Raw genomic sequence first — 14,665 nt, forward strand, 5'->3', positions numbered from 1 at the left:
CAAGGTGTCGCTGTCGAATGGCGGCGCGTTCGTCCGACACTGCCGTGCAGTGGCGCGACTTCTTCGCTGCGGGCGGCGATTGGGGACAGCTGCCGAACGTCTTGACATGGTTGACAGAGCATCGCCATGCTGGCCTCGCCTCTCTGGAATTGAAACGTTTCATCCAGCGACGAAGATGGAGACGGCGTGCGCAGACGAGAGTTCTTGAGGACATCAGCGGTCGGGCTGTCGGCGACGGCGTTGCCCATCGGCGTGGCGCGAGCTGAGCCGGCCGCGCAGGCGAGCGGCTTGCGCGTCGTGCGCACCACGGTGGAGTACGCGGAAACGTTGCTGGGCACCGATGTCACGGCACCGCGGCTCGGGTGGGTGCTTGCCGCGGACGGCACCGGAGCTCGGCAGAGTGCCTACGAGATCGAGGTCGGCACGGTCCCTGGGGGCTCGGACGTGTGGCAGTCAGGCCGGGTGGGATCGGACCGCACGACAGGAATTCCCTACGGCGGTGGGGAGTTGCGGCCGCGCACGCGTTATCACTGGCGAGTCAAGGTGTGGGACGGCGACAACAAGCCGTCGGAGTGGAGCACGAGCAGCTGGTGGGAGACGGCACTGCTCGGTGCGCGCTGGCAGGCGCGCTGGATCGGAGCGGAAGCCGCCACCAGCGAGCAGCCCGCACCGTTGCTGCGCAAGGAGTTCACGCTCGCCAAGCCCGTGTCGCGCGCCAGGCTGTACGTGAGCGGCCTCGCCTATTACGAGACCGAGATCAACGGCAGCCGCGTCGGCGACCGCGTGCTCGATCCCGGCTTCACCGACTACGACAACACCGTCCTGTACGCGACGCACGACGTCACCGAGCAGGTTCGCGCCGGCCGCAACGCCATCGGCGTGACGCTGGGACGCGGCTTTTACGGGATGAAGACGGCGAACGTGTGGCGGTGGGAGCGCCCGTCGTGGCACGACGAGCCGAAGCTGCTGGCACAGCTGGAGATCGATCACCCGGACGGCACGCGCACCACCATCGCCTCGGACGAGTCGTGGCGCATGACCTCTGGCCCCACGCTCGTGAACTCCCTGTACAACGGCGAGACCTACGACGCCCGGCGTGCCCCGCGGGACTGGACGAAACCGGGCTTCGACGACAGCAAATGGCAGCGCGCGCCCATCCGGCCCGCTCCGAGGGGCACGCTGAAAGCCCAGGAACACGAACCGATCCGCGTGATCGAGTCGGTCACCCCGGCCGCGATCACCCGGCCGAAGCCCGGAGTGTTCGTGGCCGACATGGGGCGCACGATGTCAGGCTGGACCCGGCTTACCGTGCGGGCGTCCGCAGGCACCGTCGTGCGGCTCAAACACGGCGAGACGCTGAACTCCGACGGCACCGTGCGCATGGTCAACGGCCACGTGACCGGCAGCCGCGACCAAGTCGACGAGTACGTCTGCGCGGGAACCGGCGAGGAGACGTGGGAACCGAGGTTCTCGTACAAGGGTTTCCGTTACGTCGAGGTGACGGGCCTCGCCGCGGCACCGCGCCTGCAGGGCCGGGTGGTGCACTCGGATGTGCCGTCGGTGAGCACGTTCCGGTGCTCGGAACCGCTGTTCGAGCGCTACGACGCCGCGATGCGCTGCACGGTGCTGAACAACCTGCACGGCATCCCGACCGACACGCCGACCTACGAGAAGAACGGCTGGACGGGCGACGCGCAGGTCGGCGCGCCGTCGATGCTCGCCGAGTTCGGCATGGCGAAGTTCTTCACCAAGTGGCTCGGCGACCTGGCGGACAGCCAGGACGCGGCCGGGCAGCTGCCGGTGATCGTGCCGAGCGGCGGCTGGGGCTACCGCGAGCTCGCACCCGCTCCGGAGTGGACGACGGTCTATCCGTTCGTGCTGCGTGAGATGTACCGGATCTACGGTGACGACCGGCTGCCGGCGCAGCACTGGCCGGTGCTCACCCGCTATCTGGACTGGGAGATCGGCAGGCTGCGGGACGGGCTCGCGGTGACCGCGCTCGGCGACTGGGTGCCACCCGGCTCCGACGGCTTGCCGCCGGAGGACACCCGGCTCACCGCGACCGCGTACCTGTACCGCGCGCTGCTGCACACCGCCGAACTCGGTGACGTGATCGGCAAGCCCGTTCCCCGCTACCGCGAGGTCGCCGCGAACCTGCGGTCGGCGTTCAACCGGACGTTCCTCCACCCCGGCGGCTACTACCGCACGGCCAAGGACCCCGGCTACCGGCAGACGTCCAACGCGATTCCGCTCGCGTTCGGGATGGTGCCGTCCGGCTCGGTGCGGGCGGTGGCAGACCGGCTCGCCGCCGAGGTGAAGGCGAACGGAAACCACGTCAACGTCGGCTGCCTCGGTGCCAGCGTGTTGTTGAAGGCGTTGACCGACAACAGACACGCCGACGTCGCGCACGCGATGGCGACCGAGCGGACCTACCCGAGCTGGGGTCACTGGTTCGCGAACGGTGCCGACACCATGTGGGAGAAGTGGGACACCGGCACCCGTTCGCGCAACCACTACTTCAAAGGCACCATCGCGCAGTGGCTGTACGAGCACGTCGCCGGGTTGCGGCCGGGAGACGCCGGCTACCGGACGTTCACGGTGCGACCGGACGCCACCAGGGTGTCGTGGGCGCGGCTCGAGTTCATAAGTGTGCGCGGACGCATCTCCGTGGCGTGGACGAAGGTCGACGGCGTGCTGCGGCTGACTGTCGAGGTGCCGGTCGGCTCGACGGCGGAGGTGCACGTACCGACCAAGAGCGGCTTCTCGGTCGTGTCCGTTCCGCACGGGAGCTGGAGTTTCACCGGGGGAAGCAGCACCGCAACGGCTGCCACTGCCGTACCAGCGTCCTGAGGCCGGCGAGCGTGCATGGTCACCGCAGGCGGTCAGGCGCGCAGGCTGGTCGCGGAGTGCTCGAGGGTCGCCGGCGCGGGCGGCACAGCTCGTACCGGCTCACGGAAGAGGTCGCCACCGACCTGTGGAACGGCGGCAGCTCGATCGCCGCGTTCACCACGCACTCGGACTCGTGGGACGGGTACTGGACACTCATCGCCTTCTCCGTCCCGGAAGAACACAGCACGCGACGACGTGCGTTGCGCACCGCGTTGCGGTGGCGGGGATGTGCACCGCTGTACGACGCGGTGTGGGTGTCGCCGCATCCGCTGACGCCGAGAGGACGGGCCGAGCTGGCCACCCTGGCTCCCGGGAAGATCAGCATGTTCCGCGCCCAGCACGTGGAGCTGGAGGTCGAGACGGGCCGCAACCCGGTGCAGGCGTGGGACCTCCGCGGCATCACCGGCCAGTACCAGGCTTTCATCCGGCGGTGGAGGGGTTTGATACCTCGCATAGCGGCCGGCGGAGTGACCGGTGCCGCGGCAGTGCGGGCCCGCACCGAGGTGATGAACTCCTACCGCCGCTTCCCCGTGCTGGACCCGTTGCTGCCCATCGACCTGTTGCCGTCCGGGTGGCCGCGGGCACGCGCCAGGGAAGTGTGCGTGGCGGTCTACGACGGGTTGGCCCAGCCGGCGCAGGAACACGTCCGCGCCGTGGCGGCCGGTACGACGAAGAGCCGCGGCTCGATATCAAGGCTCACACGATCGCGGCGATGAGTGCCGGTATCAGCCAAGAGCTGACGACGTTCGACGAGCAGTACGACCACCGAGTGCACGAGGCCGGACGAGTGCGTTCTCATTCGTTGACAGAAGTAAGTCCGACCGGAACACTTTCTGTTATACGTTACGGGCGTCGCCTCCCCCATCGGTCACGAACCTGATGGCCCGCAAGCCTTTCCTCCTCCCCGACTCCCTGCCAGACGGACGGAGATCCGCGTGAGCGCGCAGCACAGACCGATCCGGCACAACGGATCCTGATTCCCGCGGCACTTCCGGCCACTCGCCGTTCCCGTGGACCGGACCGATCGCCACATCAGGCACCGAGCTACCCATGCGGCTCGACACGATCACCGACGCGCTCGGCCGCACCGTCGCCACGTCCGGCGTGACGACCTGAGCATTCACCGGCCACCGGCCGGACGACGCCCGAACTCCCGTCGTCCGGTGTGCCGGTTCCGCCGCCTTGGAGATCAACCCTGATGAACGGAACTGGTGATGCACAAATCAAAGACGATGCGTGCACTGATGGTCGTCGCGACGTCGGCGGCCCTGACAGTGGGGGCCACCGCGTCCCAGTCGACAGCTGACACGCCTCGCGTCCCTCAAGCCGACAGGCTGGATCGCGGTCTGATCAGTGTTCACACCGGCAACGGCAACTTCCTCAGCTGGAGGTTGTTGGCGCAGGACGCGTCGGGCACGGCCTTCAATGTCTATCGGGACGGCAGGAAGGTAACGGCGACGCCGATCACGCGGACGAACTTCGTGGACCGCGGTGCTTCGGCGCACGCCAGCTACGCGGTTCGCCCGGTGGTGAACGGGGTGGAGCAGACGAGCACTGCGTCGGCGGAGCGGTCGCTGCGGATGGCGGCGCACACCGAGGGCGGGGTGGGTGTCACCGCGAGCACGAGGGATGTGCCGTTGCAGATCCCGCCGGGCGGGTCGACGCCGTCGGGCAGCTACACCTACGAGGCAAACGACGCCAGCGTCGGCGACCTGGACGGCGACGGCCAGTACGAAATCGTGCTGAAGTGGCAACCCACCAACGCCAAGGACAACGCCCACACCGGCTACACCGGCAACACGATCATCGACGCTTACAAACTGGACGGCAAGCGATTGTGGCGGATCGACCTGGGCCGCAACATCCGCTCCGGCGCGCACTACACCCAGTTCCAGGTGTACGACTACGACGGCGACGGCAAGGCCGAGGCCGCCATGAAGACCGCCGACGGGACGCGCTCGGGAACCGGTCAGGTGATCGGCAACGCAGGGCGCCGATTACCGCAACTCCAGCGGCTACGTGCTGTCCGGGCCGGAGTACCTGACGGTGTTCCGCGGCTCCGACGGCGCGATCCTGGACACCGAGAACTACGTTCCGCCGCGGGGCAACGTCTCCGACTGGGGCGACAACTACGGCAACCGGGTTGACCGTTTCCTGGCGGGCACGGCCTATCTGGACGGTTCGCGGCCGAGCATCATCATGGCGCGCGGCTACTACACCCGTGCGGTGATCGCCGCCTGGGACTTCCGCGGCGGTCAGCTCACGCGGCGGTGGACCTACGACTCGGGCCGTGGCGGCGCGTACGGGCAGGGCAACCACAACCTGTCCATCGCCGACGTCGACGCCGACGGCCGTGACGAGATCATCTACGGCTCGGCGACGATCAACGACAACGGCACGCTCATGTACAGCACCGGCCTGGGCCACGGCGACGCGCTGCACGTCAGCGACCTCGCACCGAGCAGGCCCGGCCTGGAAGTGTTCACCGTGCACGAGTCGGGCAGCTCCCCGATGGACGTGCACGACGCCCGCACCGGCCAGTTCCTCTACCGGGCACCATCGTGCGGCTGCGACAACGGCCGCGGCGTCGCCGCCGACATCTGGGCGGGCAACCCCGGTGCGGAGATCTGGTCCGCTGCTGTCGGAGGGCTGCGCAGCGCGGCGAACGGCAACCAGGTCGCGGCCCGCAAGCCGAGCTCGATGAACTTCGTGATCTGGTGGGACGGCGACGCCCAGCGCGAGCTGCTGGACGGCACGCACATCGACAAGTACGGCACCAGCGGCGACACCCGCCTGCTGACCGGCTCCGGGGTGGCATCCAACAACGGCACCAAGTCCACCCCGGTCCTCCAGGCGGACATCCTCGGTGACTGGCGCGAAGAGGTCATCTGGCGCACCAGCGACAACCGGGCGCTGCGGATCTACTCCACCACCGACCCGACCAGCATCAGCCGCCCGTCGCTGATGCAAGACCGCCAGTACCGCCTGGCGGTGGCGTGGCAGAACACCGCCTACAACCAGCCACCCCACCCCAGCTTCGCGAGCCCGTGACACCGGGCGACGGGCCGCGACCGAGCCCTGAGCCCAGTCCCTGCCAAATCCCCTACAACGGAGTCATCCATGACCATGCAACGACGTACCTTCCTGAGCCTGAGCGCGGCGGGCCTCGGCCTCGGCCTGCTCGGCACCGGACAAGCGCTCGCCACCATCAGCCCACAGGGCGCGCCGACCACACCGTTCGCCGTGGGCGTCCGCCAGTACAACTGGATGCGCGGTAACCGCCGGATCACCACCTACGTCTACTACCCCGCCAAGGGCACTCCTGGTGGCGCACCTGTCACCAACGCGCCCGTGGCCGACGGCGTGTTCCCCGTCGCCCAGTACACCCACGGCAGCGGCGCCAGCCCGCAGGGCGCGCTGTCGCACATCCGGCCCATGGCCGCGGCGGGCTTCATCGTGCCGGCACCGCACTTCCGCGCAAGTATCGGCGACACCTACAACGGCAACCTGGGCAGGGACGTCTCCGAGGCCATCACGCGGACCTTGGCGCTCAACACGGCCAACGACCCGTTGAGGGGCCACATCAACACCAGGGCGGGCGTAGGCGTGTACGGCTACTCGATGGGCGGCATGACCACGCACAGCCTGCTCACCATCGCGCCCGACCCGCGGATCACCGCCGCGGTCCCCATCGCCTGTGTGGACATGGGCAACCCGGCCCCCTCGGTCAAGGCCAAGGTCCTGTTCATCCACGGGGACCGGGACCAGCTCTGCCCCTACTCCTCCGCACGCCAGGCATTCAGGGAACTCCCGCGGCCCAAGGCGTTCCTCACGTTCCGCGGCGGAGATCACAGCAACTACTTCGGCGACTCCCGCGCCCGCAACACCTTCGTGGACTGGATGCGCTGGGGCCTGTACGCCGACACGGTCGCCCGTGACCGCCTCCGCTCCGACGCCTCCTCCAGCACCACCACGTGGGAGGCACAGCTGTAGCGGGAAGCACTTCCACCTCCACCTGTGTGATGCGGCCAGGACGACGACCGAGTTGTCCTGGCCGCATCACGCGCATACAGCCACCGAGAAGCGACCGAGTCGCGACGTCCGGTGTCCACGGTGGATTCCAGTGGATTGCGTGGGAATGACTCGGATCGACGACCCGAGCGGCGACCGGTGTGCCGCTGGCGACTGGTCCACTGTGGAATCACCCGACGTAGGCCGCGTTGAAGTACCGGCAAACGCGGGCTTGTCGAATCGACGTTCTCGAAGTAGTTGCACCCCACCAGCGCGGTCCGCCCGGCTCGGCGCGACACCTACGTGCCGCGCCGAGTCCGCGATCGTGACGACACTGGCTTCTCACGCTGTTCGGTCTGGTCAAGCACCGAAGCGGAAGTAGAGGGTCCGCCGGTAGTCACCTGTGGCGAGGTTGGGCCGGCTCTCGGGCCCGAGTGCGTCCGTGGCGTGGAACTTGTTCCCGATGGCGGGTATCCCGTCGAGGAACGAGATGTCGCCCGGAGGGAACGGGGCGGTCGCGAAACGCGGGTCGTGGCCGACCCGTGGCGTGAACAGGCGCAGGAACAGGCCCTCCTGCTCGGCCACCATCGTGATGTTGCCCGTTGTCGTGTGCAGGACGGCCCAGCGGGTGTTCGCGTGGTACCCCTTGAACTCCGGGTACTTCCAGCCCTCCGCTCCGGTCGCGGTGTCGTTGTAGTCCTTTGTCCACACACCGGGCGTCACACCGCGCCTGCGGTTCTTCCACACCCGATGTGGGCCGTCTCCGAGCCACGTGACACCGGTTGTCTGCGACTCGGGGAAGGCGAAGGTGACGCCGAGGAAATCGTGGAGCCCGGTGCGGTGGTAGTGGTAGTCCAGGCGCAGCCATCCGCTCGTGTCGAGGCGCCAGCGCACGGACCTGAGGTCTCCGGTGTAGTCAGCTTGCACGACGTGAGCTGTGCCGTCGCTGAAGTGCGTCAGTTTGCGCAACGTGGACGTTCCCACGACGAGTGCCGGGCCGTTCGCCAGCGGCACCGGCCTGCCGCCACGCTCAACCCTGGCGAGTCTGCCGGTGTTCTTCGCGATGGTGACACTCGTGGTGCCCGCAGTCATGGTCACGCCTGCCGCGTCCTCGATCACCGTGACACGGTCGACGGTGGGGTGTGGCACCACGACGCGCTCACGGAAGTCGGCAGCCTTCTTGATCATCCACACCCAGTCGGCGACCTGCTGGCCGCTGGGATCCGTCGTGGTGACGCGCAGGGCATCTGCCTGACCCCAGATCTCCGGCAGGTCGAGCACGAGCGTGCCTGTGGCCCCAGGGACGATGTCCGGACTCCGGACCACGCCTTGCGCCACCAGCCTGGGCGTGGTGCCCAAGGTGCCGGGCAGGCGGAACTTGAGCAGCTGCCACTCGAACGAGCACCGGCTCAGGTTGTGGAAGTCGTACCCGTTCACGATCCGCACCGTGCCGTCGAAACCAGACGGGAACGATGTCGTGTAGTACGCGGGATTAGCGAGCTGAACCGGCGACCAGATGTCCTTGACCGCGAAGAAGCTTCCCTCCTTCTCGCGGTACGGGCCGACGATGCCGTCCGGGGCGGCGTTGCCCATGACGTCGATCGCACCGCCCCGGTCTCCTCGCGCGACCCCCTCGTCACAGAACGCCCAGATGAACCCTCCCGCCGACCGCGGTGCGCTGCCCAGCAAGGCCCAGTAGTCGTTCAGCCCCGCCCCGGCCCCACCGTCGTACAGAGCGTGCAGGAACTCGGTGGGCATGAAGATGTCAGGCTTCGCGAGAATCGCGCGCGTGCTGTCGTAGGACTCGTAGTGATCCGTGTTGACGCCGCCGAAGTTCGCCCACGGGTGCAGCACCGCACGGCCCTGTGGATCGTATCGAGCGAAGTGCGCGTCGAGCGCGGGGTTCCAACCGCCCTCGTTCCCGTTGGCCCAGAACAGGATCGACGGGTGGTTGACATCGCGGATCACCGTCTCGGCGACCAGCGGGGCGCCCGCCCGCTCGCTGTAGGACTTCTGCCAGCCCGCGAGCTCGTCCATCACGTAGAGGCCGAGCTCGTCGCACAGGTCGAGGAAGAACATGTCCGGCGGGTAGTGCGACATCCGCACCGCGTTCATGTTCATCTCCTTCATCAGGAGAATGTCCTGCCGGGCCAGCCGCGGGCTCGACGCCCGGCCCAGGGTCGGCCAGATCGTGTGCCGGTTGCAGCCCTTGAGGATGATCTTCTTTCCGTTGACGTAGACGCCGTCGCCTCGGCGCACTTCCACGGTGCGAAAGCCGAACCTCTCCGACACGCTGTGCACCGTCGCACCCGAACGGTCGACGAGCCGGACGTCCAACCGGTAGAGGTCAGGTGTCTCGGCCGTCCATAACTTCGGCCCGCTGACCGAGGTGGTGAGCCTCGTCCTCGTCGCCCCGGCCTGAACGCCCACCTCGAACGCAGTGCCCACGGGTTCGCCCTGCGGCGTGCGAACCTGCCCGACGACGCGGTGACCGGTGCCGATCCCGGCGAGGTACACGTCAGCCGAGAGGGTGCCGTTCGCTCGCGCGTCGACCGCGATCCGGTCCACGTGCGCGGAGGGGAAGGCCTGCAGCGACACGGGCCGGTAGATGCCGCCGAAGTTCCAGTAGTCGCCCCTGCGTTCGGCGTTGTTGACCGAGTCGTCGGCGGACTCCCTGCTGACGGTCACCTCAAGCAGGTTCGGCACGCCCGATCGTAGCAGGGCGGTGACGTCGTAGCGGAAGCGGTAGAAGCCACCCCGGTGCACCGGGCCGACCGATGTTCCGTTGAGCCACGCCTCCGTGTCCGTCATGGAACCGTCGAAGACGAGGTAGACCCGGCGGCCCGACCAGCTCGCGGGCGGGGTGAAGCGGTGCCGGTAACGGCCCTTCTCCTCCGGCACCAGGTTCCAGCCGTAGTTGTAGGTGCCGTAGCCCCGGCACTCCCAGTTCGACGGGGTGGCGATCCGGCCCCAGGTCCCGCTCTGCCGTCCGCTCGTGCACAGGAACTCCCAGTCGACTGTGTGGTCGGCATCCAGGCCGGTCAGATACAGCGTCTCGGTTTCGGCGCCGGTGGCGGCGGAGACGGCCCCACCACCCACCACAGCGCCAATGCCCGACAACGCGACGGCTCCCGCCCCCGCGGCGCCGATCTCGAGTAACTCGCGACGTCCGATGTCCATAGTGACTCCAGTGGATTGCGTGTGGATGAAGCAGGTTGACGACCCGCGTGGCGACAACCTCAGCGACGGGTCCACTTCTGGTTGGCCTGCTGGGTTCTCGTGCCGTTCGCGGTGCCCCGTCCCTCGGCATCGAGGCACTTCGACCCGAACACGCGCAGCTCGCGGGCGTTCGTGATGGTCCAGCGCTGGTGTGTGCCACCGCCGCAGTCCCACAGCTGGGCCCTGGCGCCGTTGGCGGTGCTCGCCGCGGCCGGTTCGAGACAGCGCCCCGACTGCGTGCCGACCAACGCCGACGCCGGGCCGGCCGGACCGTCCAGCGCCGCGGTCAGCGCGGGGTACCAGCGGCTCTCGATCTTGCGGTTTCCGGTGGTGCTGTTCGGGTGGACGCCGTCCGTGGTGTCCGCCGAGGTGCTGAACCCGGTCCACTGGTCCACCACCGTGATCGGCGACCGTGCCGTGGAGTTGGCCCGCGCCCAGCCCGGGATGGTGTTGTTGAGTTCGACCACCCTCTGCCCGCACGCGGCACAATTGCTCGGGTTCATCGGGATGATCTGCGCGACCAGCACCCGCATGCCGGGGTTGCTCGCCCGCATCTGGTTCAGCAACGTGGTGTAGGCGCTCAGGATTGCGCCGGCGGAGATGTTGCTCCACACGTCGTTGGTGCCCAGGTGCATCAGCACCGCGTCGGGCCGAGTTGCCGACAACCAGGCCGGCAGCTGGTTCTGCTGGGCGATCCGCGTGGCGAGGACGCCGCCGTGCCCCTCGTTCTCCCCGTCGTAGGCGAACCCGCAGCCCGGCGCGGGCAGCGTTCCCACGAAGTCGACGTTCGTGCGACCGGTATCCCGCAGATGCCGCCACAGCAACGCCCGCCAGCAGCCGGGAGACCCGGTGATCGAGTCACCCAGCGCCATGATCCTCACCGGTTCCGCCGCCGAGGCCGGGACCGGGATGAGCCACGCCAGCAGCGCGGCGAGCGCGCAGGCCAACCACCTGCTGATCCTTTTCACGGACATGGCACCTTCCATTCGCGAAGTCGTCGAAATCGACGCCGATTGCGGAGTGAGACGTGCGGCAGTCATGACGAGCAAGAGAAAGAACGCTTCAGGCGCAGCAAAAGCTCGCACGCATCACGAATCATTCACGTGAGCGGCGCTCTGTCGATTTTGTTTTTTGTTTTTCTGATCCGGCACGACGGAGGAGCTTTCCCGGACGAGGAGCGTGGCGGTGGGCGACCACCGTTCGGCGACCGTGTGTCCCCCGATGAGTTCGAGCACCGACTCCGCGACCGAGACGCCGAACTGATGAACGTCCACGCTCATCGTCGTCAGCGCGGGCGACGCCAGCCGGCACAACGTCGAGTCGTCCCAGGCGACCAGGCTGAGCTCGCCGGGCACCGAGACACCCAGTTCCTTCGCCACACCCAGCCCGGCAACCGCCATCACGTCGTTGTCGTAGAGGATCGCGGTCGGCGGCTCGGGCAGGCCGAGCAACGCGGCGGTCAGCTTCGCGCCCGACTCCTCGGAGTAGTCGCCTTCCAGGATCATCGGAACCGCGCCGGCCGCCCGGCAACCGTCGAGCATGGCCGCGGTTCTCGCCGCGGTGTGCAGCAGGCCGGCCGGACCGGTGATCCGGGCGATGCGGGAGTGACCGAGTTCGAGCAGGTGGTGCAGCGCCTCCGTGACCGGACCGGCGTCGTCGGTGCGCACGGCGGGCGCGCCGAGCTCGGCGTCGGGCTCGCCGACGACGACCACGGGCAGGCCGACGTCACGGAGTAGCGCGGGCCTCGGGTCGTCGACGGACCGGTTGACCAGCACCACCGCGTCGACCAGCCGGTCGCCCGCCCAGCGCCGGTACGCGGCGAGCTCCGCGTCGTGCGTCGCGACCACGTGCAGCAGGACGGACAGGTCGTGTTCGGTGAGGCGTTCCTCGATGCCGGCGATGAACTCCATGAAGAACGGCTCGGCACCGAGCAACCGGGCCGGGCGGGCCAGCACCAGCCCGACGGCGCCCGAAGAATTCCAGGTGGCCACTCAGGACCTCACCATCGGCGCGCAAAGCCCGTTGGCACTGCGCAGAACCAGTGGCCCGGCGAGCACCGCGGGATCGGCGAGCCGTGTTTCGGTCCGCACGACGAACGATCGGGATTCACCGGCGAGCATCGGCACCAGCAATTCGTCGACGACAGCGTCCGGGGCGACCCGGTCGGCCAGCAACGCGACATCTCGTGCGAACGAGGTGGCGCGCACGTCGACACGGTATCCGCCCTCGACCGCCTCCATGTGCGCGCTGAGCGGCGCCGGGTCGTACTCCAGGTCGAGATCCTCGCGGAACAGGTGCACGACACGGGCTTCGTCCGTGGTCGCGACGAGCACCTCCCCCGCCGGAGCGGACGGGGTGAGCAGGGCGTCCGGCAGCGTGACACCGACGACGGATCGGGCGGTCGCGGAGAACGGGAGCACGGCCTCTTCCATGACAGCTCCCGCGAACGACTGCCGCTGGACCCACACGTCGCCGCTCCACTGCTCGTCGTGATCGTTCACCACGAACAGGACGGACCGGCCCTCCCTCGGCTGCACCGTCAGCAGACGTGGCGCGAACGCGTGCCGCAGCGCGTACCAGAGCGGCTTGCGCCGCCCGTCGCTGTCGACGGCCGCCCACGACGTGGCGGGCCAGCAGTCGTTGAGCTGCCAGACCAATGCACCCGCCGTGCGCGGCCACCACGACCGGAAGTGCTCGATGCCGAACGACACGGCACGTGCCTGGTTGAGCTGGGTCGCCCAGTGCCAGTCGGCGAAGTCCGCGGGCGCCGGCAGGTGGGCGGCCAGCCCGCGTTCGAGTTTTCCGTTGCCGTCATCGGCCTTCTGGTGCAGGAGGAACCCCGCCGAGGTCGGGGTCAGTGGTTCGTCGTGCACCCATCTCGACAGCGTCGCCCACGTGGGCGGGCCCTGGAAGCCGAACTCCGAGCAGAAGCGCGGCACGTGGTCGCGGTAGTGCGCGTAGTCGACGTGGTTCCACACCTGCCAGTCGTGGCGGGTGCCGTGGTCGGCGTCGTTGGGATGCCGGTTGCCGGGGCTGTACGGGCTGCCCGGTGCGTAGTGCCGGGTCGGGTCCAGCTGGACGACGATCGCGGGCAGCAGTTCCGTGTAGTACCTCAGGCCCCACGTCTTCCCACCGAGCTGATCCGACCAGCCCCAGTCGGTGAAGCCCCACAGGTTCTCGTTGTTGCCGTTCCACAGCGCAAGTGACGGGTGACCGGTCAGCCGGGCGACGTTCTCCCGTGCCTCGGCCTCCACCTCGCTCCACAACGGTTCCTCCTCGGGGTAGGCAGCGCACGCCAACAGGAAGTCCTGCCACACCAGGATTCCGCGTTCGTCGCAGACGTCGTAGAAGTCCTCGGTCTCGTAGATGCCGCCGCCCCACACCCGCAGCATGGTGAAGTTCGCCTCGACGGCCTGGTCGACCCGGCACGCCAGGCGGTCACGGGTGATGCGGGTGAGGAAGTGGTCGTCCGGGATCCAGTTCGCGCCCTTGGCGAAGATCCGCCTGCCGTTGACCACGAAGGTGAACGGGGTGCCGATCTCGTCTGGTTCGGTGTCCACCGTGATCGTGCGGAATCCGATCCGGTGCTCGGTCGCGTCGATCGTCTCGCCGTCCGCCTCCAGCGACACGGAGAGGTCGTACCGAGGCTGCTCCCCGTATCCGGCAGGCCACCATAGCCGCGCATCGGGAACGAACGCGGTCGCCACGGCCTTGTCACCGCTGCACGGAACCCGTGCCGTGCGTCCATCCACCGTGACCACGAGCCAAAGCCGCTGCGTCCCGGACCCGCCGCGCTCGACGTCGGCGTGCACCTCGACCCGGCCGGTGCCGTCGGGGTCGATGGTGACCAGCGGGCGAACCGAAGCCAGGCGCGCGGTGCGCCAGCGCTCCAGGCGCACCGGCCGCCAGATGCCCGCGGTCTGCAGGTCGGGGCCCCAGTCCCAGCCGAACGAGCAGGCCATCTTGCGGATCATGTTGAACGGGTGCGGGTAGGCGTGGTCCCGCCAGCCCAGTTCCTGCTCGACCTGCTCGGCGTACGTCAGCGCGGAGGAGAAGGTGACAGTCAACTCGTTGGCGCCGTTGCGGAGCAGGTGGCGCACGTCGAACCGGTGCGTGCGGTGCATGTTCACCGCGGTGCCGACCGGCAGGCCGTTCAGCTCGACGGCGGCCACCGTGTCGAGTCCCTCGAACACGAGGTCGACCCGCTCGTTCCCGGCAGGTGCCCTGGTCTCGAAGGTCAGCTCGTAGCGCCAGTCCACGCGGTACATCCAGGCGAGCGACTCCTCGTTGCCGTCGAGGAAGGGATCCGGGATCAGTCCCGCGGCCAGCAGGTCGAGGTGTGTGCTGCCGGGCACCGCGGCAGGCACGCGGGCGTCCCGCACACCGTCGGGCACAGAGCCCGCCGCCACGCTCAGCTGCCACCCGTCGTGCAACGTCTGGCGCTCCATCGTTTCCTCGCTCCCCGATGCCGCGGTCAACCCTCGGCGGTTGTTGCGTTGGCAAGTAAGTCAATGTCTTTTGAGACCGGCTGTCGCGGGCTCCCCGC

7 protein-coding genes and 1 pseudogene are annotated in these 14,665 nt (G+C 68.6%); 4 read left to right on the forward strand and 4 right to left on the reverse strand.

All coding sequences use genetic code 11. From position 1 onward, the window contains the following. Positions 1 to 186 precede the first annotated feature (186 nt). The 4 genes and pseudogenes from ACTWQI_RS16060 to ACTWQI_RS16075 all read left to right on the forward strand — a co-directional run bounded on the left by ACTWQI_RS16060 (position 187) and on the right by ACTWQI_RS16075 (position 6,882). Positions 187 to 2,850: a family 78 glycoside hydrolase catalytic domain gene (locus ACTWQI_RS16060; RefSeq protein WP_443270997.1), complete on the forward strand. Its 2,664-nt coding sequence runs from the start codon at positions 187 to 189 to the stop codon at positions 2,848 to 2,850. 56 nt (positions 2,851 to 2,906) lie between these two features. Then, positions 2,907 to 3,605: a PaaX family transcriptional regulator C-terminal domain-containing protein gene (locus ACTWQI_RS16065; RefSeq protein ID WP_443270998.1), complete on the forward strand. Its 699-nt coding sequence runs from the start codon at positions 2,907 to 2,909 to the stop codon at positions 3,603 to 3,605. Between the two features lie 498 nt (positions 3,606 to 4,103). After that, positions 4,104 to 5,940, forward strand: a pseudogene (locus tag ACTWQI_RS16070) (rhamnogalacturonan lyase). 69 nt (positions 5,941 to 6,009) lie between these two features. Then, entirely contained in the window at positions 6,010 to 6,882 is an 873-nt protein-coding gene (locus ACTWQI_RS16075; protein ID WP_443270999.1) for an alpha/beta hydrolase family protein, read from the forward strand. A gap of 378 nt (positions 6,883 to 7,260) precedes the next feature. On the opposite strand, the gene ACTWQI_RS16080 is transcribed toward ACTWQI_RS16075, so the two are convergent. From ACTWQI_RS16080 to ACTWQI_RS16095, 4 genes are all read right to left on the reverse strand, one after another. Then, positions 7,261 to 10,080, reverse strand: a complete 2,820-nt coding sequence (locus ACTWQI_RS16080; RefSeq protein WP_443271000.1) for a glycoside hydrolase family 2 TIM barrel-domain containing protein — start codon at positions 10,078 to 10,080, stop codon at positions 7,261 to 7,263. 59 nt (positions 10,081 to 10,139) lie between these two features. After that, positions 10,140 to 11,087 (reverse strand): GDSL-type esterase/lipase family protein, encoded by a 948-nt coding sequence (locus ACTWQI_RS16085; protein ID WP_443271001.1) that lies wholly within the window; start codon positions 11,085 to 11,087, stop codon positions 10,140 to 10,142. 120 nt (positions 11,088 to 11,207) lie between these two features. Next, a complete protein-coding gene (locus ACTWQI_RS16090) occupies positions 11,208 to 12,110 on the reverse strand; it encodes a LacI family DNA-binding transcriptional regulator (protein ID WP_443271002.1) in 903 nt (300 codons plus the stop codon). Beyond that, positions 12,111 to 14,567 (reverse strand): glycoside hydrolase family 2 protein, encoded by a 2,457-nt coding sequence (locus ACTWQI_RS16095; RefSeq protein WP_443271004.1) that lies wholly within the window; start codon positions 14,565 to 14,567, stop codon positions 12,111 to 12,113. Between the last annotated feature and the right edge of the window lie 98 nt (positions 14,568 to 14,665).

It is taken from the genome of Streptomyces sp. KR80 (assembly GCF_052245555.1).
Classification (GTDB): Bacteria; Actinomycetota; Actinomycetes; order Streptomycetales; family Streptomycetaceae; genus Streptomyces.

Excerpts from the sequence above, each read along its gene's own strand:
- ACTWQI_RS16080 (WP_443271000.1), bottom strand. The coding sequence starts at position 10,080 with ATGGACATCGGACGTCGCGAGTTACTCGAGATCGGCGCCGCGGGGGCG.
- ACTWQI_RS16095 (WP_443271004.1), bottom strand. The coding sequence starts at position 14,567 with ATGGAGCGCCAGACGTTGCACGACGGGTGGCAGCTGAGCGTGGCGGCG.
- ACTWQI_RS16075 (WP_443270999.1), top strand. The coding sequence starts at position 6,010 with ATGACCATGCAACGACGTACCTTCCTGAGCCTGAGCGCGGCGGGCCTC.